17 protein-coding genes are annotated in these 20,584 nt (G+C 71.9%); 5 read left to right on the top strand and 12 right to left on the bottom strand.

Features of this window, described 5'->3' with window-relative positions; genetic code table 11:
- Positions 1-44: 44 nt before the first annotated feature.
- Entirely contained in the window at positions 45-1,403 is a 1,359-nt protein-coding gene (locus J5Y04_RS09815; RefSeq protein WP_148642756.1) for an aspartate aminotransferase family protein, read from the bottom strand.
- Between the two features lie 155 nt (positions 1,404-1,558).
- Positions 1,559-3,052, bottom strand: a complete 1,494-nt coding sequence (locus J5Y04_RS09810; RefSeq protein WP_148642757.1) for a gamma-aminobutyraldehyde dehydrogenase — start codon at positions 3,050-3,052, stop codon at positions 1,559-1,561.
- Between the two features lie 251 nt (positions 3,053-3,303).
- On the opposite strand from J5Y04_RS09810, the gene J5Y04_RS09805 reads away from it, so the two are divergent.
- The 4 genes from J5Y04_RS09805 to J5Y04_RS09790 all read left to right on the top strand — a co-directional run bounded on the left by J5Y04_RS09805 (position 3,304) and on the right by J5Y04_RS09790 (position 7,395).
- Entirely contained in the window at positions 3,304-3,777 is a 474-nt protein-coding gene (locus J5Y04_RS09805) for an Lrp/AsnC family transcriptional regulator (RefSeq protein WP_030306695.1), read from the top strand.
- The gene (locus J5Y04_RS09800) at positions 3,774-5,168 is read left to right on the top strand and encodes an aspartate aminotransferase family protein (protein WP_209411466.1); all 1,395 of its coding nucleotides are present in this window, start codon (positions 3,774-3,776) and stop codon (positions 5,166-5,168) included. Before J5Y04_RS09805 ends, J5Y04_RS09800 begins: the two co-directional genes overlap by 4 nt.
- Before the next feature lie 235 nt (positions 5,169-5,403).
- Complete coding sequence (locus J5Y04_RS09795) at positions 5,404-6,216, top strand: ABC transporter ATP-binding protein (RefSeq protein ID WP_209411464.1); 813 nt, start codon at positions 5,404-5,406, stop codon at positions 6,214-6,216.
- Positions 6,217-6,243: 27 nt separating this feature from the next.
- Positions 6,244-7,395 (top strand): hypothetical protein, encoded by a 1,152-nt coding sequence (locus tag J5Y04_RS09790; RefSeq protein ID WP_209411462.1) that lies wholly within the window; start codon positions 6,244-6,246, stop codon positions 7,393-7,395.
- Positions 7,396-7,422: 27 nt separating this feature from the next.
- On the opposite strand, the gene rlmN is transcribed toward J5Y04_RS09790, so the two are convergent.
- From rlmN to rpsB, 6 genes are all read right to left on the bottom strand, one after another.
- On the bottom strand, positions 7,423-8,523 hold the full coding sequence (gene rlmN, locus J5Y04_RS09785) for a 23S rRNA (adenine(2503)-C(2))-methyltransferase RlmN (protein WP_209411459.1): 1,101 nt from the start codon (positions 8,521-8,523) through the stop codon (positions 7,423-7,425).
- Positions 8,524-8,731: 208 nt separating this feature from the next.
- Positions 8,732-10,057: a phosphatidate cytidylyltransferase gene (locus J5Y04_RS09780; RefSeq protein ID WP_209411458.1), complete on the bottom strand. Its 1,326-nt coding sequence runs from the start codon at positions 10,055-10,057 to the stop codon at positions 8,732-8,734.
- Positions 10,057-10,614 (bottom strand): ribosome recycling factor, encoded by a 558-nt coding sequence (gene frr, locus J5Y04_RS09775; protein WP_148642762.1) that lies wholly within the window; start codon positions 10,612-10,614, stop codon positions 10,057-10,059. Before frr ends, J5Y04_RS09780 begins: the two co-directional genes overlap by 1 nt.
- A gap of 119 nt (positions 10,615-10,733) precedes the next feature.
- The gene (pyrH, locus tag J5Y04_RS09770; protein ID WP_148642763.1) at positions 10,734-11,498 is read right to left on the bottom strand and encodes a UMP kinase; all 765 of its coding nucleotides are present in this window, start codon (positions 11,496-11,498) and stop codon (positions 10,734-10,736) included.
- Positions 11,499-11,763: 265 nt separating this feature from the next.
- Positions 11,764-12,603, bottom strand: a complete 840-nt coding sequence (gene tsf, locus J5Y04_RS09765; RefSeq protein ID WP_209411456.1) for a translation elongation factor Ts — start codon at positions 12,601-12,603, stop codon at positions 11,764-11,766.
- Positions 12,604-12,731: 128 nt separating this feature from the next.
- A complete protein-coding gene (rpsB, locus tag J5Y04_RS09760) occupies positions 12,732-13,604 on the bottom strand; it encodes a 30S ribosomal protein S2 (protein ID WP_209411454.1) in 873 nt (290 codons plus the stop codon).
- A gap of 800 nt (positions 13,605-14,404) precedes the next feature.
- On the opposite strand from rpsB, the gene J5Y04_RS09755 reads away from it, so the two are divergent.
- Positions 14,405-15,250, top strand: coding sequence for a M23 family metallopeptidase (locus J5Y04_RS09755; RefSeq protein ID WP_307853023.1), 846 nt, complete (start codon positions 14,405-14,407; stop codon positions 15,248-15,250).
- Here J5Y04_RS09755 and J5Y04_RS09750 read toward each other — a convergent pair.
- From J5Y04_RS09750 to J5Y04_RS09735, 4 genes are all read right to left on the bottom strand, one after another.
- A complete protein-coding gene (locus J5Y04_RS09750; RefSeq protein WP_209411559.1) occupies positions 15,227-15,832 on the bottom strand; it encodes a TetR/AcrR family transcriptional regulator in 606 nt (201 codons plus the stop codon). The genes J5Y04_RS09755 and J5Y04_RS09750 overlap by 24 nt on opposite strands.
- 346 nt (positions 15,833-16,178) lie before the next feature.
- Positions 16,179-16,991: an RNA polymerase sigma factor WhiG gene (gene whiG / locus J5Y04_RS09745; RefSeq protein ID WP_374105977.1), complete on the bottom strand. Its 813-nt coding sequence runs from the start codon at positions 16,989-16,991 to the stop codon at positions 16,179-16,181.
- 668 nt (positions 16,992-17,659) lie between these two features.
- A complete protein-coding gene (gene dprA, locus J5Y04_RS09740; RefSeq protein WP_307853022.1) occupies positions 17,660-18,838 on the bottom strand; it encodes a DNA-processing protein DprA in 1,179 nt (392 codons plus the stop codon).
- Between the two features lie 38 nt (positions 18,839-18,876).
- Complete coding sequence (locus J5Y04_RS09735; protein ID WP_209411448.1) at positions 18,877-20,583, bottom strand: YifB family Mg chelatase-like AAA ATPase; 1,707 nt, start codon at positions 20,581-20,583, stop codon at positions 18,877-18,879.
- Position 20,584: the final 1 nt, after the last annotated feature.

Here is a 20,584-nt window from a genome sequence, read left to right as displayed (position 1 = left end):
ACGGCCCCGGGCGCACGGGCGACCCGGGGCCTTCCGTCGGTACGTCAGACAGTGTGTGCGTCGGTGAGCGACAGCACCTCGTCGAGCACCGCGAGCCCGGCCTTGGCCTCCTCCTCGGTGACCGTGCACGCCGGGACGACGTGGAACCGGTTCATGTTGACGAACGGCCAGAGCCCGCGCTGCTTGCAGGCGGCGGCCAGCTCGGCCATCGGCGCGTTGGCGGCGCCGGCCGCGTTGTACGGCACCAGCGGCTCGCGGGTGGTGCGGTCCTTGACCAGGTCCAGCGCCCAGAACACGCCGAGGCCGCGCACCTCGCCGATCGAGGGGTGGCGCTCGGCCAGCTCGCGCAGGCCGGGGCCGAGCACGTTCTCGCCGATGTGCTTCGCGTTCTCGACGATGCCCTCCTCCTCCATCACGTTGATGGTGGCGACGGCCGAGGCGCAGGCCAGCGGGTGGCCGGAGTAGGTGAGCCCGCCGGGGAACGGCCGCTCGGCGAAGGTGGCGGCGATCTCGGCGCTGATCGCCACACCGCCCAGCGGGACGTAGCCCGAGTTGACGCCCTTGGCGAAGGTCATCAGGTCCGGCGTGACGCCCCAGTGGTCGGCGGCGAACCAGGCGCCGGTGCGGCCGAACCCTGCCATCACCTCGTCCAGGATGAAGACGATCCCGTACCGGTCGCAGATCTCGCGCACCCCGGCCAGGTAGCCCTGCGGCGGGACCAGGATGCCGGCGGTGCCGACCACGGTCTCCAGGATGATCGCCGCGACGGTGCCCGGACCCTCGAAGGCGATCACCTCCTCCAGGTGCTTCAGCGCGCGCTCGCACTCCTGCGCCTCGTTCTCGGCGTGGAAGTGGGAGCGGTAGGCGTACGGGCCCCAGAAGTGGACCACGCCGGAGACCCCGGTCTCGCTGGCCCAGCGGCGCGGGTCGCCGGTGAGGGCGATCGCGTTGGCGGTGGCGCCGTGGTAGGAGCGGTAGGCCGACATGACCTTCTGCCGGCCGGTGTGCAGCCGGGCCAGCCGGATCGCGTTCTCGACGGCCTCGGCCCCGCCGTTGGTGAAGAAGATCTTGTCCAGGTCGCCGGGGGTGCGCTCGGCGATCAGCCGGGCCGCCTCGCTGCGGGACTCGACGGCGAAGCCGGGCGCGATCGTGCAGAGCTTCGCGGCCTGCTCCTGGATCGCCGCGACCACCTTCGGGTGCTGGTGCCCGATGTTGGTGTTCACGAGCTGCGAGGAGAAGTCCAGGTAGCGGTTGCCCTCGTAGTCCCAGAAGTAGGAGCCCTCTGCGCCGGCCACCGCGAGGGGGTCGATCAGCGCCTGGGCGGACCACGAGTGGAAGACGTGCGCGCGGTCGGCGGCCTTGACGGCCTGGCCGGCGGCTGAGTCAGCGGTGGGGATGCTCATGCGGCAAGGCTAGGGAGTCCCGCCCGTGAAGTGCAGGTTCATCTTGTCAGGCGGTCACGTGATCGGCCGACAGGGTGACAAGGCACAGGGCCCGGGTCGAAACGACCCGGGCCCGTTGTCAGATCACACGATCATCCGTGCTTCAGATCGCGATGTCAGATCGCGGTCATGACGTGCTTCACGCGGGTGTAGTCCTCGAAGCCGTAGGAGGAGAGGTCCTTGCCGTAGCCGGACTTCTTGAAGCCACCGTGCGGCATCTCGGCGACCAGCGGGATGTGGGTGTTGATCCAGACGCAGCCGAAGTCCAGCCGGCGCGACATCCGCATGGCGCGGGCGTGGTCCTTGGTCCACACCGAGGAGGCCAGCGCGTACTCCACACCGTTGGCGTAGCCGACGGCCTGGTCCTCGTCGGAGAACTTCTGCACGGTGATGACCGGGCCGAAGACCTCGTTCTGGATGATCTCGTCGTCCTGGTTCAGGCCGGAGACGACGGTCGGGGCGTAGAAGTAGCCCTTGTCGCCGACCCGGTGGCCACCGGCCTCGACCTTGGCGTGCTCGGGCAGGCGCTCGATGAAGCCGACGACCTGCTGCAGCTGGTTGGCGTTGTTCAGCGGGCCGTAGAGCACGTCCTCGTCGTCCACGCCACCGGTCTTGGTCTCAGCGGCGGCCTTGGCCAGCGCCTCGACGAAGGCGTCGTGGATCGACTCGTGCACCAGCACGCGGGTGGCGGCCGTACAGTCCTGGCCCGCGTTGAAGAAGCCGGCCACCGAGATGCCCTCGACGGCCTCGGCGATGTCGGCGTCCTCGAAGACCACGACCGGGGCCTTGCCACCCAGCTCCAGGTGGACGCGCTTGACGTCCTTGGAGGCGGACTCGGCGACCGAGATGCCGGCCCGCACCGAGCCGGTGATGGAGGCCATCGCCGGGGTGGGGTGCTCGACCATGGCCTTGCCGGTCTCGCGGTCACCGCAGATCACGTTGAAGACGCCGGCCGGCAGGTCCAGGTCCTTGAGCACGCCGCCGATGATCTCGGCGAGCAGCACGGTGGAGGCCGGGGTGGTGTCGGAGGGCTTGAGCACCACGGTGTTGCCGGCGGCGATGGCCGGGGCGAACTTCCAGACGGCCATCATCATCGGGTAGTTCCACGGCGCGACCTGGGCGCAGACGCCGACCGGCTCGCGGCGGATGATCGAGGTCATCCCGTCCATGTACTCACCGGCGGCCTTGCCCTCCAGCAGGCGGGCGGCGCCGGCGAAGAAGCGGATCTGGTCCACCATCGGGCCGATCTCCTCGGAGAGGGTCAGCGCGCGGGGCTTGCCGGTGTTGCGCACCTCGACGTCGACGATCTCGTCGGCGCGCGCCTCGACCGCGTCCGCGATCTTGAGGAGCAGCTTCTGCCGGGTGCTCGGGGTGGCGTCGCGCCAGACCGGGAAGGCCGCGGCGGCGGAGGCCATGGCGGCGTCGACGTCGGAGGCGCCGGACAGCGGGGACGTCGCGTAGACCTCGCCGGTGGTGGGGTCCACGATGTCGAGCGTGCGGCCGTCCGCCGCATCGACGAACTCACCGTTGATGTAGTTGCGCAGCGTGCGAAGGTCGCTCACGGGTCTCTCCTCGGTCTGGGCCTGCGGCGTTGCAGATTCCGGCGCCATGGTACGTCGGCGGGTCCGACGGACGAAGGGTGCCGAGTGGCCGGGCCGGTGGCGGCGCGGTCCACTGGTTGGGCGAACGCGCGCTGCGCTGCGGAGCCGCGCGCGTACCGGGTCAGGTTAGCCGCACGGCTGCGGTTATCGACAGACCAACTCCGATCTCACGATGAAATCCGTATGCGTTCTCCAAGATCGCGACGAAATCAGCAGCATCCTCGCTTGCGAACGCAGAAACGATCAGGCACAGTTGCGGCGTGGCCAACCGCGACCGGAACGCCAGCGTTCCCCTCGACGCCGCCTCCAAGGCGATCATCGAGCAGCTCCAGGAGGACGGGCGCCGCCCGTACGCCGCCATCGGCAAGGCCGTGGGCCTGTCCGAGGCAGCCGTACGGCAGCGCGTCCAGAAGCTGCTCGACCAGGGCGTGATGCAGATCGTCGCCGTCACGGACCCGCTCACCGTCGGCTTCACCCGCCAGGCGATGGTCGGGATCCGGGTGGAGGGCGACATCGAGCCCGTCGCCGACGCGCTGGCCGCCCTCGACGAGGTCGACTACGTCGTCTGCACCGCAGGCTCGTTCGACCTCCTGGCCGAACTGGTCTGCGAGGACGACGAGCACCTGCTCGAAATGATCAACAAGCGCATCCGCGCGCTTCCCGGCGTGCGGAGCACCGAGAGCTTCGTTTACCTGAAGCTCCGGAAACAGACCTACACCTGGGGCACCCGATGACAGCCGACCCGGCGCAGAAGGACCTTTCCAAGACCGCCTACGACCACCTGTGGATGCACTTCACCCGCATGTCGTCGTACGAGAACTCCCCCGTGCCGACGATCGTCAAGGGCGAAGGCACCTACGTCTGGGACGACAAGGGGCGCAAGTACCTCGACGGCCTCGCCGGCCTGTTCGTCGTCCAGGCCGGTCACGGCCGCGAGGAGCTCGCCGAGGCCGCCGCCAAGCAGGCCAAGGAGCTCGCCTTCTTCCCGGTGTGGAGCTACGCCCACCCGAAGGCCGTCGAGCTGGCCGAGCGCCTGGCCAACTACGCCCCGGGCGACCTGAACAAGGTCTTCTTCTCCACCGGTGGCGGCGAGGCCGTCGAGACCGCCTGGAAGCTCGCCAAGCAGTACTTCAAGCTGATCGGCAAGCCGACCAAGTACAAGGTCATCTCGCGCGCCGTCGCCTACCACGGCACCCCCCAGGGCGCCCTGTCGATCACCGGCCTGCCGGGCCTGAAGGCCCCGTTCGAGCCGCTGGTGCCGGGCACCCACAAGGCTCCGAACACCAACATCTACCGCGCCCCGGCGTTCCTGGCCGGCCCCGACGGCACGGTCGACCCCGAGGCCTACGGCCGCTGGTGCGCCGACGAGATCGAGGTGGCCATCCTCAACGAGGGCGCCGAGACCGTCGCCGCCGTCTTCGTCGAGCCGGTGCAGAACGCCGGTGGCTGCTTCCCGCCGCCGCCCGGGTACTTCCAGCGCCTGCGCGAGATCTGCGACCGCCACGACGTGCTGCTGGTCTCGGACGAGGTCATCTGCGCCTTCGGCCGCCTGGGCACCATGTTCGGCGCCGACAAGTTCGGCTACCAGCCCGACATGATCACCTGCGCCAAGGGCATGACCTCGGGCTACTCCCCGATCGGCGCCACGATCATCTCGGACCGCATCGCCGAGCCGTTCTACAAGGGTGACAACACCTTCCTGCACGGCTACACCTTCGGTGGCCACCCGGTCTCCTCCGCGGTGGCGCTGGCCAACCTCGACATCTTCGAGCGCGAGGGCCTGAACCAGCACGTCCTCGACAACGAGGCCGCCTTCCTCGGCACCCTGAACAAGCTGCGCGACCTGCCGATCGTCGGCGACGTCCGCGGCAACGGGTACTTCTACGGCATCGAGCTCGTGAAGGACAAGGTCACCAAGGAGTCGTTCAACGACGACGAGGTGGAGCGCGTGCTCTACGGCTTCCTGTCGAAGGCGCTCTTCGACAACGGCCTGTACTGCCGCGCCGACGACCGTGGCGACCCGGTCGTCCAGCTGGCCCCGCCGCTGATCTCCGACCAGTCGACCTTCGACGAGATCGAGCAGATCCTGCGGACCAGCCTCACCGACGCGTGGGCGAAGATCTGACGACCTGATCCTTCTTCCTCACCCTCCGCCGAAGGGCGGCCCTGCTTCCCAGCGGGGCCGCCCTTCGGTGCTTCCCGCCCCGTCCGCCACCCGGAATCCGTAGCGGAGACCAATCAAACACGCCTGATTACGGGTGATTTGCCCTTGATGGACCAGTGCGCCGCAACCGCGCCGGGGCCCGATCGTTCTAATCTGACGACTGTCATATCCCTGCGGCCACCCAGGATGGAACCTCATGTCAGCGGCCCCGCCTGACAACGACGTGCTGTGGGCCCGGGGGATCGTCAAGTCCCATCACGGCACCCCCGCCCTGCGCGGTATCTCGCTCGGCGTCCGGGAGGGCGAGGTGCTCGCCGTCACCGGCCCACGAGGCTCGGGCAAGAGCACCCTGCTCGGCTGCCTCTCGGCCCTCCTCCCGGTCGACGAGGGCGAGGTCTGGTTCAACAGCGCCCCCGTCCACACCCTCGGCCGGGCCGGCCGTGAACGGTTGCGCCGCGACCGCTTCGGCTTCGTCGGCTCCGAACCGCACCTGGTCCCCGAGCTGACGGCCCGGGAGAACGTCGCCCTGCCACTGCTGCTGGCCGGCGCCGGCAACAAGGCCGCGTACACCGCCGCCGACGAGTGGCTGCAACGGCTCGACATCGGGGCCGCCTCCCGGCTGCGGCCCGACCGGCTGATCCAGAGCCAGCGCCAGCGGATCGCCGTCGCCCGTGCGCTCGCCCCGCTGCCGCCGGTCGTCTTCGCCGACGACCCCACCGCCCCGCTCCACCGCGAGGCCGCTGACCAGGTCCTGCGGATACTGACCAGCGCGGCCCGCTCGCACCAGCTCACCCTCGTCCTGGCCACCCACGACCCCGAACTCGTCCGGTTCGCGGACCGCGCCGTCGCCCTCGTCGACGGACGCCTCGCCGCCCCCGTCGCGCCCGTCCCGCGCACCACCGCGCCGGCCGCCGGGCACACCGGGACGGCCGCGGCCACCGCCGGGCCGGGAGCCACCGGGACGCCGGGAGCCACCGGGGCGTCCGCCGTGTCGGCCACCCGCCGCTGACGCCGCCCCGCCGCTGAAAGAGTCGACGTGTTCTATCTCCGTCTGGCCCGGGGCTACCGGGTGCTCGACCTCGGCCGCTGGCTGCTCACCGCCGTGGCCGGCGCGGTCGTCGCCGCCTTCCTGCTGCGGGCCCTCGGCCGGGCGATGAGCGACCCGCCGGGCGGCGCGGACACCGTCGCCCGGCTGCTCTGGTGCCTGCCACCGCTGGCCGCCGTCGCCTGGTTCGCCGCCGTCGCCGCCCGCGCGGTCCCCGCGCAACGGCCCGAGAGGATCACCGGCCTCACCGCCGCCGGAGCCGGCTCGGCCCGGATCCGGGCCCTGATCGCTGGCGAGGTCGCGCTCGCCTGCACGCTCGGCGCCGTGCTGACCCTGCTGCTCTTCCTCGTCCTGCGCAACGACATCGCCGGACCCTCGCTCGCCGCCGACCTCGGGATGGGCGTCGAACTGCCGGCCGCCGCGCCGGTCACCCTGCTCGCCCTCGTACCGCTCACCGCCGGGATCTCCGCGGCAGGCGCCGTACCGCTCGCCGAGACCCTGCCCGGCCGCCCGCGGCCGGTCCGGACCGGCTTCGGCCCGCTGCGGATCGCACTGCCGGTCGGCCTGGCGGTGATCGGACTCGCCCTGGAGCTGATCGCCCTGCGGCCCGGTGCCCCCGCCGACGGCCGCCCGATCCACCTGCCGGCCGGGCTCGGCAACACCAGCGCCGCCGCCCTCGGCGGCTGGGCCGCCGGCGCCCTCGGCCTCGCCCTGCTGACCGGCCCGCTGCTCTCCTGGACCGGCCGGCTGCTCGCCCTCGGCCGGCCCACCCCGCTGCGGCTGCTGGCCGGGCGGGGCCTGACCGCGCAGGCCCGCCGGCTCGGGCCCCCGCTGGCCGTGCTCACCCTGGCGCTCGCGCTGGTGCTCACCACCGTCCGCTACTGGATCGGAACGCCGGACAGCGCCGACGCCCTGCCCGCGATGGAGGCCTGCCTGGTGCTGGGCTGCACCGCGGCCGCCGTCGCGTCCCGGCTGGCCGAGCTGCGCAGCGCCCGCCGGGACGTCGCCGACGCGCTGCTGCGGCTCGGCGCCTCGCCCCGGCTGCTGGCCGGGGCGGTGGCGCTGCGGACGCTGGCGGTCGGCACCGTCCTCCTGGTCACCGGCGGACTGACCGCCGCCCTGGCGGCCGCCGGGCTCCGCTGAGCCGCCCCGGGGGGCGGGGCGGCTGCCTCAGCCCGCCGCGGCGAGCTGGCCGCAGGCGCCGTCGATCTCCTGGCCGCGGGTGTCCCGGACCGTGGTGGGCACGCCGTGGGCCTGGAGCCGGCGGACGAACTCGCGCTCGTCCTCGGGCCGGGAGGCCGTCCACTTGGACCCCGGGGTCGGGTTCAGCGGGATCAGGTTGACGTGCACCCGATGGTTCTTGATCAGCCGGCCCAGCAGGTCCGCCCGCCACGCCTGGTCGTTGATGTCCTTGATCAGCGCGTACTCGATGGAGATCCGGCGGCCGGACTTCTCCGCGTAGTTCCACGCCGCGTCAAGCACCTCGGCGACCTTCCAGCGGGTGTTGACCGGCACCAGCTCGTCGCGCAGCTCGTCGTCCGGGGCGTGCAGCGACAGCGCGAGCCGGCAGGACAGGCCCTCGTCGGCGAGCCGGTTCATCGCCGGGACTAGGCCGACGGTGGAGACGGTGATGCCGCGCTGGGAGAGGCCGAAGCCGTCCGGCGCCGGGTCGGTGAGGCGGCGGATCGCGGCCAGCACGCGGTTGTAGTTGGCCAGCGGCTCGCCCATACCCATGAAGACCACGTTGGACAGGCGCGCCTCGCCGCCCGGGATCTCGCCGGCCTTGAGCGCACGCATGCCGGCGGCGATCTGCTCCACGATCTCGGCGGTGGAGAGGTTGCGGGTCAGTCCGGCCTGGCCGGTCGCACAGAACGGGCAGTTCATGCCGCAGCCGGCCTGCGAGCTGATGCACATCGTGACCCGGTCGGGGTAGCGCATCAGCACCGACTCGACCAGCGTGCCGTCGAACAGCTTCCAGAGCGTCTTGCGGGTGGTGTCGTCGTCGCACGAGACGTGCCGGACGACCGACATCAGCTCGGGCATCAGGCTCTCGGTGAGCTTCCCCCGGCTGGCGGCGGGAATGTCCGTCCAGGCCTCCGGGTCGTTCGACATCCGGCCGAAGTAGTGGTTGGAGAGCTGCTTCGCGCGGAACGGCTGCTCGCCCAGCTCGGCGACGGCCTCCTTGCGCTCGGCGGGGCTCAGGTCGGCGAGGTGTCGCGGGGGCTTGGCGCCGCGCGGCGCGACAAAGGTGAGTTCTCCGGGCTTAGGCATGGTTGTTCCAGTGTCGCAGACGTCAAGGGGTGGGCCGACGGCGAAGCCCCCGGCGGTAGGGCGAAGGCCCGCGGCGATAGGGCGAAGGCCTGGGGAACACGGCGAAGACCCCGCGGCACGGCGAAGTCCCGGCGCACGGCGAAGGCCCCGGACGGCCGCTCGGGGCTTGCGGTCGTGCGGGGCCTTCGTACGGGTGGGTGCGCGGCGGTCAGCTGCCGACGAAGGCCGCCAGCAGCAGCCAGACCACCGGAGCGGTCGGCAGGAGCGAGTCCAGCCGGTCCATGATGCCGCCGTGACCGGGCAGCAGCGTGCCCATGTCCTTGATGCCGAGGTCGCGCTTGATCATCGACTCGCCCAGGTCGCCCAGGGTCGCGACGACCGCCGCGCAGCCGCCGAGGATCAGGCCCTGCCACCAGCTTCCGCCGTCGATGATCAGCTGCATCAGCAGCGCGCCCGCCAGCATCGACAGCCCGATGCCGCCGGCCAGGCCCTCGCGGGTCTTGCCCGGGCTGATCGTCGGGGCCAGCTTGGTCCTGCCGAACTTGTAACCCACCGCGTAGGCGCCGGTGTCGCTGCAGACGGTGACGATCAGGAACAGGACGATCCGCTGCGGGCCGTCGTCGGCCGCCAGCATCAGCGCCACGAAGGTGGCCAGGAACGGGACGTAGAAGGCGGTGAAGATGCCGGCCGTTATGTCGCGCAGGTAGTTCTCCGGCGGCTCGGCCATCCGCCAGACCATCACCGCCAACCCGGTCAGCGCCAGTGAGGCCGCGGCCCACTGCACGCCGGACCAGTAGCCGGTGGCGATCATCGCGATGCCGCCCGCGACCAGCGGGATCAGCGGCGCCTTGATCTCCTTGCGCTCGGACAGCCGGCTGGTCAGCTCCCAGACGCCGACCGACACGGCCGCCATCACCACGACCAGGAACAGCGCCTTGACGACGAACAGCGAGGCGATGATCACCGCGCCGAGGCCGACCCCCACGCCTATGGCGGCCTGGAGGTTGCGACCACCGCGCTGCTTGCGCGGCTGCGGCTGCGGGTCGGGCTGGGCCACGGGTGTCTCCTGCCCTGGGGGGGACGACGGCACAGGGTGGGGCCGCCCGGCCGCCGCGTGGCTCTGCGGTGGCGCGGGGTACGCCGGAGCCCCCGGCCACGGCGGCTGTCCGCCGTGGCCGGGGGTGGGGGCGACGTCGTCGGTGATCGCGCGCAGCACGACCGTCTCCGCCGCACCCGGCACCGCCGTCCGGGGCTGTTCGTCCCGGAACAACGGGCCGCTCAGCCGCCCGGCCTCCCGGGCCGGCCCCTCGACGGGGTCGGGCCCTGGGTCGGCCGGTACGGGAGGCATGACCTGAGTCTCCTCCGCGTCACCACCCCAGTACACCTGAGGCTGCTGCGAGTGACCCGTTCGGTGTCCGGGGTCACCCGCAGCAGCGCCCGGCGCGGCCGGCTGGTACGGGGGGTGCGGCTGGTACTGCGGGTACTGCTGGTCGGATGGGCCCCAGTAGCCGGGGGCGTCAGGGGCGTCGTTCATCAGACTTCGAGCAGCTCGGCTTCCTTGTGCTTCAGCAGCTCGTCGACGCCGGCCACGTACTTGGCCGTGGTGTCGTCGAGCTCCTTCTCCGCGCGGCGGCCCTCGTCCTCGCCGATCTCGCCGTCCTTGACCAGCTTGTCGATGGCGTCCTTCGCCTTGCGGCGCACGGAGCGGATCGAGACCTTGGCGTCCTCGCCCTTGCCGCGGGCGACCTTGATGTACTCGCGGCGACGCTCCTCGGTGAGCTCGGGGAGCACCACCCGGATGATGGAACCGTCGTTGCTCGGGTTGACGCCGAGGTCGGAGTCGCGGATCGCCTGCTCGATGGCCTTCAGCGCGGTCTTGTCGAACGGCGCGACGACCGCCATCCGCGGCTCCGGCACGGAGAAGGAGGCCAGCTGGTTGATCGGCGTCACGGCGCCGTAGTACTCGGCCACGATCTTGGCGAACATCGCCGGGTGCGCGCGGCCGGTGCGGATGGCGGCGAAGTCGTTCTTGGCGACCTCGACGGCCTTCTCCATCTTCTCCTCGGCCTCGAGGAGGGTCTCTTCGATCACTGTGTACTCCCTGTCCGGTTCATCTGCTGGTGTCCCGACCGGTGTCGGCGTCGAAGCCGGTCGCGGTGTGGAGGGCGCCGGTCGCGGTGCCGGCGCCCTCCCGTACGGCTGACTGCTGCTCAGGCCCGGACAGAATCCTGGCTGATGAGTGTGCCGATCTTCTCACTCTTCACCGCACGCGCGATATTGCCCTCCGCCAGCAGCTCGAAGACGAGCATCGGGAGGTTGTTGTCCTTGCACAGCGTGATCGCGGTGAGGTCGGCGACCTTGAGGTCACGGGCGATGACCTCGGAGTACTCCAGCGCGTCGAACTTGACCGCGTCCGGGTTGGTCCGGGGGTCGGAGTCGTAGACGCCGTCCACGCCGTTCTTGCCCATCAGCAGGACGTCGGCGTGGATCTCCAGGGCCCGCTGGACGGCCGTGGTGTCGGTGGAGAAGTAGGGCATGCCCATCCCCGCGCCGAAGATCACGACACGGCCCTTCTCCAGGTGCCGGACGGCGCGCAGCGGCAGGTACGGCTCGGCGACCTGGCCCATGGTGATGGCGGTCTGGACCCGGGTCTCGATGCCTTCCTTGACCAGGAAGTCCTGCAGCGCGAGACAGTTCATCACGGTGCCGAGCATGCCCATGTAGTCCGAACGGGCCCGGTCCATGCCGCGGACCTGCAGCTCGGCGCCGCGGAAGAAGTTGCCACCACCGATGACCACCGCCACCTCGGTACCGGCGCGGACGACGGTGGCGATCTCGCGGGCGATCGCGTGCACGACGTCCGGGTCGACGCCGAGCCCGCCGCCACCGGCGAAGGCCTCACCGGACAGCTTCAGCAGCACCCGGCGGCGCGAGCCGGCCTGCGGGTCCTGCGCGGTCTCCTGCGTCTCCTGCATGGACTTCTCCTTCTACACACCTACTGGTTCACAGGCGCTGGGGTACGGATCCCAGGCCCGCGCGTACACGCGAGGAGGCCACTGCCGCGGGAACCGGTACGGTGTCCTGCACGGCAATGGCCTCCTCGTCGTTCATGGTGCCGACGCGGCCCGCCCATAGACGGATGACGCTGGGTGAGCCCGTTCGGCGCGTCCCTCCCGCCCTGGTCAGCGGGCGGGGGCGGTTCCCAGCCTAAGCGTGCCGGGAGTCCGTTGGGAACGTGGCTCAGGCGCCGACGCGGAAGCGGGCGAAGCGCTTGAGGGCGACGCCGTTCTCCTCGAGGACCTTGGCGACGGTCTTCTTGTTGTCCTTCGCGAAGGCCTGCTCCAGGACGGAGTTCTCCTTCACGAAGCCGGTGACGCGACCCTCGACGATCTTCGAGAGGGCGGCCTCCGGCTTGCCCTCCTCGCGAGCGGTGGCCTCGGCGACGCGGCGCTCGTTCTCGATGTCCTCGGCCGGGATGTCCTCGCGGGAGAGGTACTTCGGCGCGAAGGCGGCGATGTGCTGCGCGACGTCCTTGGCGACGTCGGCGTTCTCCTTGTCCAGCTCGACCAGGACGCCAACGGCCGGCGGCAGGTCGGGGCTGGTCTTGTGCAGGTAGACCGCGACGAAGCCGTCACCGTCGAACTGGGCGAAGCGACGGAAGACGATCTTCTCGCCCAGGGTCGCGTTGGCCTCGTCCACGAACTGCTGGACGGTCTTGCCGGCCTCGATCTCGGAAGCCAGGGCGGCGTCCAGGTCGGCCGGGGCGGACTTGGCGACGTGGGCGGCGATCGCGTCGGCGACCTCGACGAACTTGTCGCCCTTGGCGACGAAGTCGGTCTCGCAGTTGAGCTCGACCAGAACGCCGGACTTCTTGTCCTCGGCGATCAGCGCGGCGACGGCGCCGTTGGAGGCGTCACGGCCCTCGCGCTTGGCAACGCCCTTCTGGCCCTTGATGCGCAGGAGCTCGACGGCCTTCTCGACGTTGCCCTCGGCCTCGTCCAGGGCCTTCTTGCAGTCCATCATGCCGGCGCCGGTGAGCTCACGGAGCTTCTTGACGTCCGCGGCGGTGAAGTTCGCCATGGTGTGAATCTCTTCTCGCGTCTCGCGTGTCTGCGTGGGGTTGCGCCGGGACCGCTGGTTCGGTCCCGGCGCGGGAGAGAGGGGCACCAACCGGTGCGTGCCGGCGGGTGCCCCTCACCCTTGGTACGTCAGGCCTGCTCGGCCGGAGCCTCGGCAGCGGGGGCCTCGGCGGCGGGGGCCTCAGCAGCGGGGGCCTCGGCGGCGGCGGGGGCCTCCTCGGCCTTCTTCTCGCCCTCCAGGAGGTCCTTCTCCCAGTCGGCCAGCGGCTGGTCGGCGCCCGGCTCGGCCTTGGCGTCGCCCTTGGCGACACCCGCGCGGGCCTTGAGGCCCTCGGCGACGGCGTCGGCGATCACACGGGTCAGCAGGGTGACGGAGCGGATCGCGTCGTCGTTGCCCGGGATCTTGTAGTCGACCTCGTCGGGGTCGCAGTTGGTGTCGAGGATGGCGACGACCGGGATGTTGAGCTTCCGGGCCTCGCCGACCGCGATGTGCTCCTTCTTGGTGTCCACGATCCAGACGGCGCTGGGAACGCGCTGCATGTCGCGGATACCGCCGAGGGTCTTCTCCAGCTTGTCGTGCTCGCGCTGGAGGACCAGGAGCTCCTTCTTGGTGAGGCCGGAGCCGGCCACGTCCGAGAAGTCCAGCTCGCCGAGCTCCTTGAGGCGCTGCAGGCGCTTGTAGACGGTCGAGAAGTTGGTCAGCATGCCGCCGAGCCAGCGCTGGTTCACGTAGGGCATGCCCACGCGGGTGGCCTGCTCGGCGATGGCCTCCTGGGCCTGCTTCTTCGTGCCGACGAAGAGGACGCTGCCGCCGTGGGCAACGGTCTCCTTGATGAACTCGAAGGCGCGGTCGATGTAGTTCAGCGACTGCAGGAGGTCGATGATGTAGATGCCGTTGCGCTCGGTGATGATGAAGCGCTTCATCTTCGGGTTCCAGCGGCGGGTCTGGTGACCGAAGTGGACGCCGCTCTCCAGCAGCTCCCGCATCGTGACGACGGCCATAGCCGTACTCCTAAGGTGTTGCGCCCGGGTCTCGCGCAGCCGACGTCGTGGTTCGCGCGATGGCGCTCACCGCTCGGGCGTCTGCATACGGCCGGGTCAGGCTCGGTTTTGTCCGTGGCAGCCAGGTGACAGCCACGCCTGACGCCCCGAACGTGCCGAGCCGCTTCGGCCCGAGTGGTCCGGGGACCGGTTCGGGCTCGGCGGACCGAGCGGCACTCGCACCTGGCGGGGGCGGCGGCTGAGCCGCATCCGTCCACCGGTGGCGGGGCGTGCGAAGTCGACCCGGCGGACCGGGTCGCGTGTGAAGTGTACGGGAAGCGCCGAGCGGCGGGCGACTCCAGCGGCATGGGGGCGGAGGTGAGGGTGGGGACGGGGGAGAGGGGAGGGTGCGTCGCGGGGTGGCTTGCGGCGGGTGGGCGTGCGGTGCCGCGGGGGCAGGTGGGTGGACGTGGGCGTGCGGTGCCGCGGGGGCAGGTGGGTGGACGTGGGCGTGCGGTGCCGCGGGGGCAGGTGGGTGGACGTGGGCGTTGGCGTGGGGGTGGGCGTGCGGACGCGGGTGGGTGTGGACGGACACGGGTGGGGCGGGCGTGGGGTGGGTGTGGACGGGCGTGGGGTGGGTGTGGACGGGCGTGGGGTCCCGCGCGTGTACGTGGGTGGGCGTGGAGGTAAGGGCGTCCTGGGTGGGCTCCGGGGCCCGGGTACACCCGTTGGGGGGACGGTGATTGTCCACAGGGGCCGGTTGTCCACAGGAATCGGTGTGGGGCTGGCCGGGGCGGCGGGCTCCGTGAAGTCTCGTGCGCATGAGTGCTGCCGCCGGCATCGCCGGTTCTCACGCCGGAATCCCTTCCGTCACCGGAGTCCCTGCCGTCGGGTCGGCGGGCGCCTCGCGCCCGGCCGCGGCGGTGCCGTCCCCCTCACCGTCAGCGTCGCCCTCACCCTCGTCGGCACCTCAACCGCCCGGACCGGGACACGACCACCGGCCGGCTCTGTTGGCGTTGCTGGTGCTGACAGCTCTGCTGCTGGTCATGCTGCCCGCTCCGGTGGGACACGCGACGGGCGCGGACGTTGGCGTCGGCGGAGGTGGGGGTGGAGGTGGTGGTGGAGGGGGCGGGGACTGGGGCGGGGACTCGGATGGAGCCGTTGACGGAGGTACCCAACTTCGCAGAGGTGCCTCGCTGGTCAGGGGTGGGACCGGCGCTGCGAGTGACCCCGGCTCCGGGCGGGCGTGGCCGGTGGGCGGGCCGGGCGCGCTGGTAGCACGGTTCGAGGCGCCGCCGACGCCATGGGCCGCCGGCCACCGGGGTGTCGATCTGGCTGCCGCCCCCGGCTCGGACATCCGCGCCGCGGCGCCGGGCGTGATCTCGTTCTCTGGTGTCGTGGCCGGCCGGCCCGTGGTGACCGTCACGCACCCCGCATCCGGCACTCCCCCGCTGCGGACCACCTACCTGCCGGTCACCGGCACCGTCCCCGTGGGCACCGCAGTCGCGGCCGGCCAGGTGATCGGACAGCTCGCTCCCGGCAACGGTCACTGCGCAGGCCGCGACTGCCTGCACTGGGGGCTGCTCCGCGGCGAGCGCTACCTCGACCCTCCGGCACTTCTCGGCGGGGGTGCGTCACGGCTGCTACCGCTCGGCCGCGACCGGTGAGCCCGTCTCCACCCGGCCCCCGCCCAGGCCGTGCAGCGCGAGGGCGACGGCGGCGTCGGCGATCACGTCCGGGCCCTCGGCCGGGCCGGCGGCCCGTTGCTCGGCCTGCCGGACAGCGGCCTCCACGATCCCCTGGAGCAGTGCCGCCGCCAGCCGCGGCTGCTCGTGGCCGAGGTCCTCAAGAGCCTGGATCACCAGACCGACCAGCTTTCCGTGCGCCGCCCGGATGCGCTCGCGCGCTGCCTCGTCCAGCTCCAGTACCGAGATCGCCGTCACCGCCCGGTGGCGCGGGTCCCCGGCCAGCGCGAGCTGACCCCGGACGTACGCCTCGATCCGGCCCGCCGCACTGTCGCTGCTCTCCATGCCGGCCTCGATCTCGGCAGCCCAGAGCGGGAAGTCGACCTCACAGAGCACCTCGACCACCGCAGCGCGGGAACGGAAGTACTCGTAGACCGAGGAACGCGCCAGCCCGGTGCGTGCCGCGAGCGCGGGGAAGGTCAGGGCCTCCATGCCTCCCTCGGTGAGGAGGCTGCGGGCAGCGTCGAGGAGTGCTGCCCGCTGCAGCTGGCGATGCTCGGCCAAAGTGGCCGCTCGGATCTTCGGCACCCTCCCACTGTACGGAGCCCTACATCCGGCCGATACGGCGCCGCGCACAAGGGCGATCCGCAGCGCGCGACCGGGCCGGAAGGCCGGGCGGAGCAGGGTGGAACAGGGTGGAACCGGGCGGGCGCGCCCGGGCGGACGGTCAGTGGAGGTGGAGCCGGAGGCGACACCGGCGGTGAGACCTGAGATGGAGCCGGAGGCCTGCAGACACGTGCAGACGCGTGCGAGCGTGCAGGCGCGCATGCGCGGGCGAAGGCGTGCAGGCGGCGGAGGTGTGGAGGCGCGTACGAGGCGGGAGCGCGCGGGCGGGGCGGGGCGGGGCGCGCTAACGGATGTCGGACAGCTTGGCCCGCAGCTGCAGTACCGACTTGGTGTGGATCTGGCTGACCCTGCTCTCCGTCACCCCCAGGACCTGGCCGATCTCGGCGAGGGTCAACCCCTCGTAGTAGTAGAGCGTCACCACCGTCTTCTCCCGCTCGGGGAGGGTGTTCACCGCCTGGGCCAGCAGCCTGCGCAGCTCCCGGTCCTCGGCCACCTCCACGGGGTTCTCCGCGCCGTGGTCCTCCAGGGTGTCCACCAGGCTCGGCCGGTCCCCGCTCTCCGCGCCCGGGTGGAGGAGTTCGTCGAGCGCCACCACGTTGGCGAGGGAGAGCTGACTGAAGATCGTGTGCAGGTCCTCGATCGCGATGCCCATCTCGGCCGCGACCTCGGGATCGTGCGGCGTGCGGCGCAGCCGCGCCTCCAGCGTCGCGTACGTCCGCTCGACGGCCTTGGCCTTCTGTCGCACCGAGCGCGGGATCCAGTCCAGGGCCCGCAGCTCGTCGATGATCGCGCCGCGGATCCGGCTGATGGCGTACGTCTCGAACTTGATGGCGCGGTCGATGTCGAACTTCTCGATCGCGTCGATCAGTCCGAAGACGCCGGACGAGACGAAGTCGGCCTGCTCGACATTGGAGGGCAGGCCGACGCCGACCCGACCCGCCACGTATTTGACGAGTGGTGAGTAGTGCAGGATCAGCTGTTCCCGGAGCCGCTGGTCACTCGTCTCCTTGTAGGAGCGCCAGAGCTCTTCGAGCGCCGTGCGGTCCTGGCTGCCCGCCGCCCGCCGTGGAGCGGGCGCCTCTGCGGGCGGGGGCACCACGCTCTCGCCCGGGGCGCCCGGCTGGTCGGGAACATCCGGGTGCTCGGAGGCACGGTGCTGCTCGGAGGTGCCGCGCTGATCCGGGGTACTTGGCCGCGCAGGGGCGGCGAGCTGTTCAGAGGTGACGAGCTGTTCGGGGGCGTCCGGCGCACCGGGCGCGTCCGTCCGGTCCGCGTACGCCCCGGTGTGTGCCGGCCGACCGCCCTGCCGGGCGAGGGCCCCCATCGCGCCCGTCGCTTTGGGCGGAAACTCGGTCGCGGGGCGCCGCTCGGTCCGCGGCCCCCCCGAGGACCGAGCGCCACCGGTCACTCTGTGTCCGGGAATGTGTGTGGGCATGCGTTGGTCTGCGCCGTTCTGCCGAGTCATGTGCTGATAGGGAAGGCATGGCGAGCGTAGCGTGACCGACTCACTGCAATGTGCTACCGCCACTCGGTCGTCCCCCGAACCGGTGGCGTTCGTGTCACCGGATCCGGAGACCGGAGACAGTGCCGGTTCCGGGCGAGCCGCTCTCCTCTCCCCTTTACCTCCGCCCTTCCCGGTCGTCACCGGGCCTTTGCTCGGCCATCTCCCGGCCTCGCCTTCCCTGCGTCCCTCCCTCTCGTTCTCATCCGTTCTGTCCCTGCGCTCGCCCACGCCGCCGGGCTCGCCCCGCGACCCCGCTCCGGTCAGTCGCCTCCCCTTCTCCGCACCAGTCGCCAGTGCGCGCCGTGCCGCTCGACATAGCCGAGCGATCCCAACTCGTAGAGCCGGTTGAGCACTTCGTCCGGCGGCAGTCCGGCCTTCCGGGCCAGCCGTTCCACCGGGGAACCCTCCGCGGTGGCGGGCACGGCCTCCAGCACCCGGGCCACCGCCGGCTCCAACAGGTCCCTGGGCAGCACCGGACCGCTTCGCTGCGGCGCCAGGTCGTCGCCGATCGCCCCGATCAGCTCGGCCACCTCGGACGCGTCGGTGACCAGGGTGGCTCCGCCGCGGATCAGGGCGTGCACTCCGGCGGAGAGCTCCGACGTCACCGGACCAGCGACGCCCATGGTGTGCCGGTTGAGGTCGCGGGCGCGTCTGGCCGTGCTGAGCGCTCCACTGCGCAGCGCCGCCTCGACCACCACCGTGCCCCGGGTGAGCGCCGCGATGACCCGGTTGCGCAGCACGAACCGGAACCGGGTCGGGTGCTCGCCCGGCGGGAGTTCGCTCAGCAGCAGCCCCTGCGAGGCGATCCGCCGGATCAGCTCGGAGTTGCCGCGCGGGTAGGCGACGTCGACGCCGCAGGCGAGGACGCCGATGGTCATACCACCGACGGCCAGCGCACCCCGGTGGGCCGAGGCGTCGATCCCGTACGCCGCGCCGGAGACCACGACCCATCCGCGCTCTGCGAGTTCCGCCGACAACTCCCCCGCCACGTGTGCGCCGTACGCAGTGCAGGCCCGTGCGCCGACGACCGCCACCGAACGCAGGGCCAGCAGGCGCAGGGAACCCGTCCCGGCCAGCCAGAGCCCGATCGGCCGCCCGTCCCCGAGGTCGTCCAGCTGGCTGGGCCACTCCGTGTCGCCCGGAATGATGAAGCGTCCACCGGCGGTTCGCACCCGCTCCAGGTCGGAGACGGGGTCCACGTCCACGAGTCTGGCCCGGTAGGCCGCGAGCCTGTCCGCGTCCAGCCCCGGATGGTCGGGTACGGTGCCGTCCCTGATCGCCTGGACGACGTCGGCGGCGGCGAGTTGGGAGAGCCATCGTCCCAGGACGGCGTCGCCCGCCTCGCTGAGCCGGCTCAGCGCCGCCCTGGCCAATCGCTCGGGCCCGGCCTCGACGGCAGACCCGGGCGGAGGCTGTCGGTGGTTGATCGTCCGGTTCACGGTCTGGTCCCTTCGTGTCCTGTTCCGCTGATCCACGGTCATCCGCCGTTGTCGGCAGGGCTGGCTCGGGCCGCCTTCCCGCCCTTCGGCGAGTGCTTCGGTGCGTCCGCCGCCGCCCGGCCGACGCCGAACCGGCCGAAGGCCCGCTCGGTCAGCGGCAGCCCGCGTTCGACACCGGTCCGCAGCACAAGGGCCGTTCGCACGTCCCGTTGGTCCGGGCGGTCCCGGCCGGCGAGGTCGGCGACCGTCCAGGCGACCCGGAGCACCCGGTCCAGGCCACGGGCGGTCAGCAGCCCCCGCTCCAGTTGGCACGCGGCGTCGTTCAACGCGCCGGACGCGAGCTGCCAGCGGGTGCGCAGCTCATGGCCGGGCACCTCGGCGTTGGTACGCCACGGGGTGTGCGCCAGCCGGGCCGCCGCACGCTCCCGCGCGGCCAGCACCCTGGCCGCGACGACCTCCGTGCTCTCCGCCGTGGTGTCCCTCTCCATGAGCTCGACCCTGGTCACGGGGGCCACTTGGACCTGGAGATCGACCCGGTCGAGCAGCGGACCGGAGAGTCTCCCCTGGTACCGGCTGACCATCGCGGGGGTGCATTCGCAGCCCTCTCCCCGGCGCGAGTGCCGCCCGCACGGGCACGGGTTGGCCGCCAGGCAGAGCAGGAACCTGGCCGGGAGCCGGAGCGATCCGGCCGACCGGGCGATCACCACCTCACCCGACTCGAGTGGCTGGCGCAGGGCGTCGAGCACCCGGACCGGAAACTCCGGGGCCTCGTCGAGGAACAGGACTCCCCTGTGCGCCAAGGAGACCGCGCCCGGTCTGGGCAGGCCGCTGCCGCCGCCGACGATCGCCGGCATGGTGGTCGAGTGGTGCGGAGCGCAGTACGGCGGGCTGTCGATCAGCGGCCTGCCGGCCGGGAGGAGCCCCGCCACGGAGTGCACGGCGGTGACCTCCAGGGCCTCCTTCTGGGTCAGCGGCGGCAGCAGCGCCGGGAGTCGCTCCGCCAGCATCGTCTTCCCGGCTCCCGGCGGGCCCTTGAGGTAGAGGTGGTGACCGCCCGCGGCAGCGATCTCCAGGGCTCGACGGGCCTCGTACTGGCCGGCCACATCGGCCAGGTCGAGGCGTGACGTCCTGTCGTCGGGCAGTCCGCGCACACCCGCGGTGGGGAGCATCAGCCCGGCCATCACCGGGTCCGGACAGCCGGCGATCGGATCCGGTGGCTCCTCCGGCTCGGGGGCACCGGTGAGGACGGCGACCAGCTGGCGCAGGCTGCGCACCCCGATGACGGTGACGCCCGGGACCAGCGAGGCCTCGGCCGCGGTCCGCTCGGCCACCACGACCCGCTGGTACCCGGCGTCGGCGGCGGCCAGGACCGACGGGAGCACGCCGCGCACCGGACGCACCCGGCCGTCCAGCCCCAGCTCGCCGATGATCAGCAGATCGGCGATGGACGACGGGTCCAACCGCTCGGCGGCGGCGAGGACGGCGCAGGCGACGGCGAGGTCGAAGCCGCTGCCGCTCTTGGGGACGGAGGCGGGGCTGAGCCCCACCGTCAGCTTCCGCTGGGGCCAGGCCTCCCCGCTGTTGACGACGGCCGCCCGCACCCGGTCGCGGGCCTCGGACAGGGCTTTGTCGGGCAGGCCGACCAGGGCGAACGCGGCGACTCCCGGCTCCAGATCGGCCTGGACCTCGACGATCACACCGTCGACGCCGACCAGGGCGACGGAGCAGGTACGGGCGAAGGCCATC

The sequence above is a fragment of the Kitasatospora sp. RG8 genome, from assembly GCF_017813315.1.
In the GTDB taxonomy this organism is placed as follows: Bacteria; Actinomycetota; Actinomycetes; order Streptomycetales; family Streptomycetaceae; genus Kitasatospora.
The sequence above is the reverse complement of the archived record's forward strand: the minus strand, read 5'-3'. Positions and strand labels throughout refer to the sequence as shown.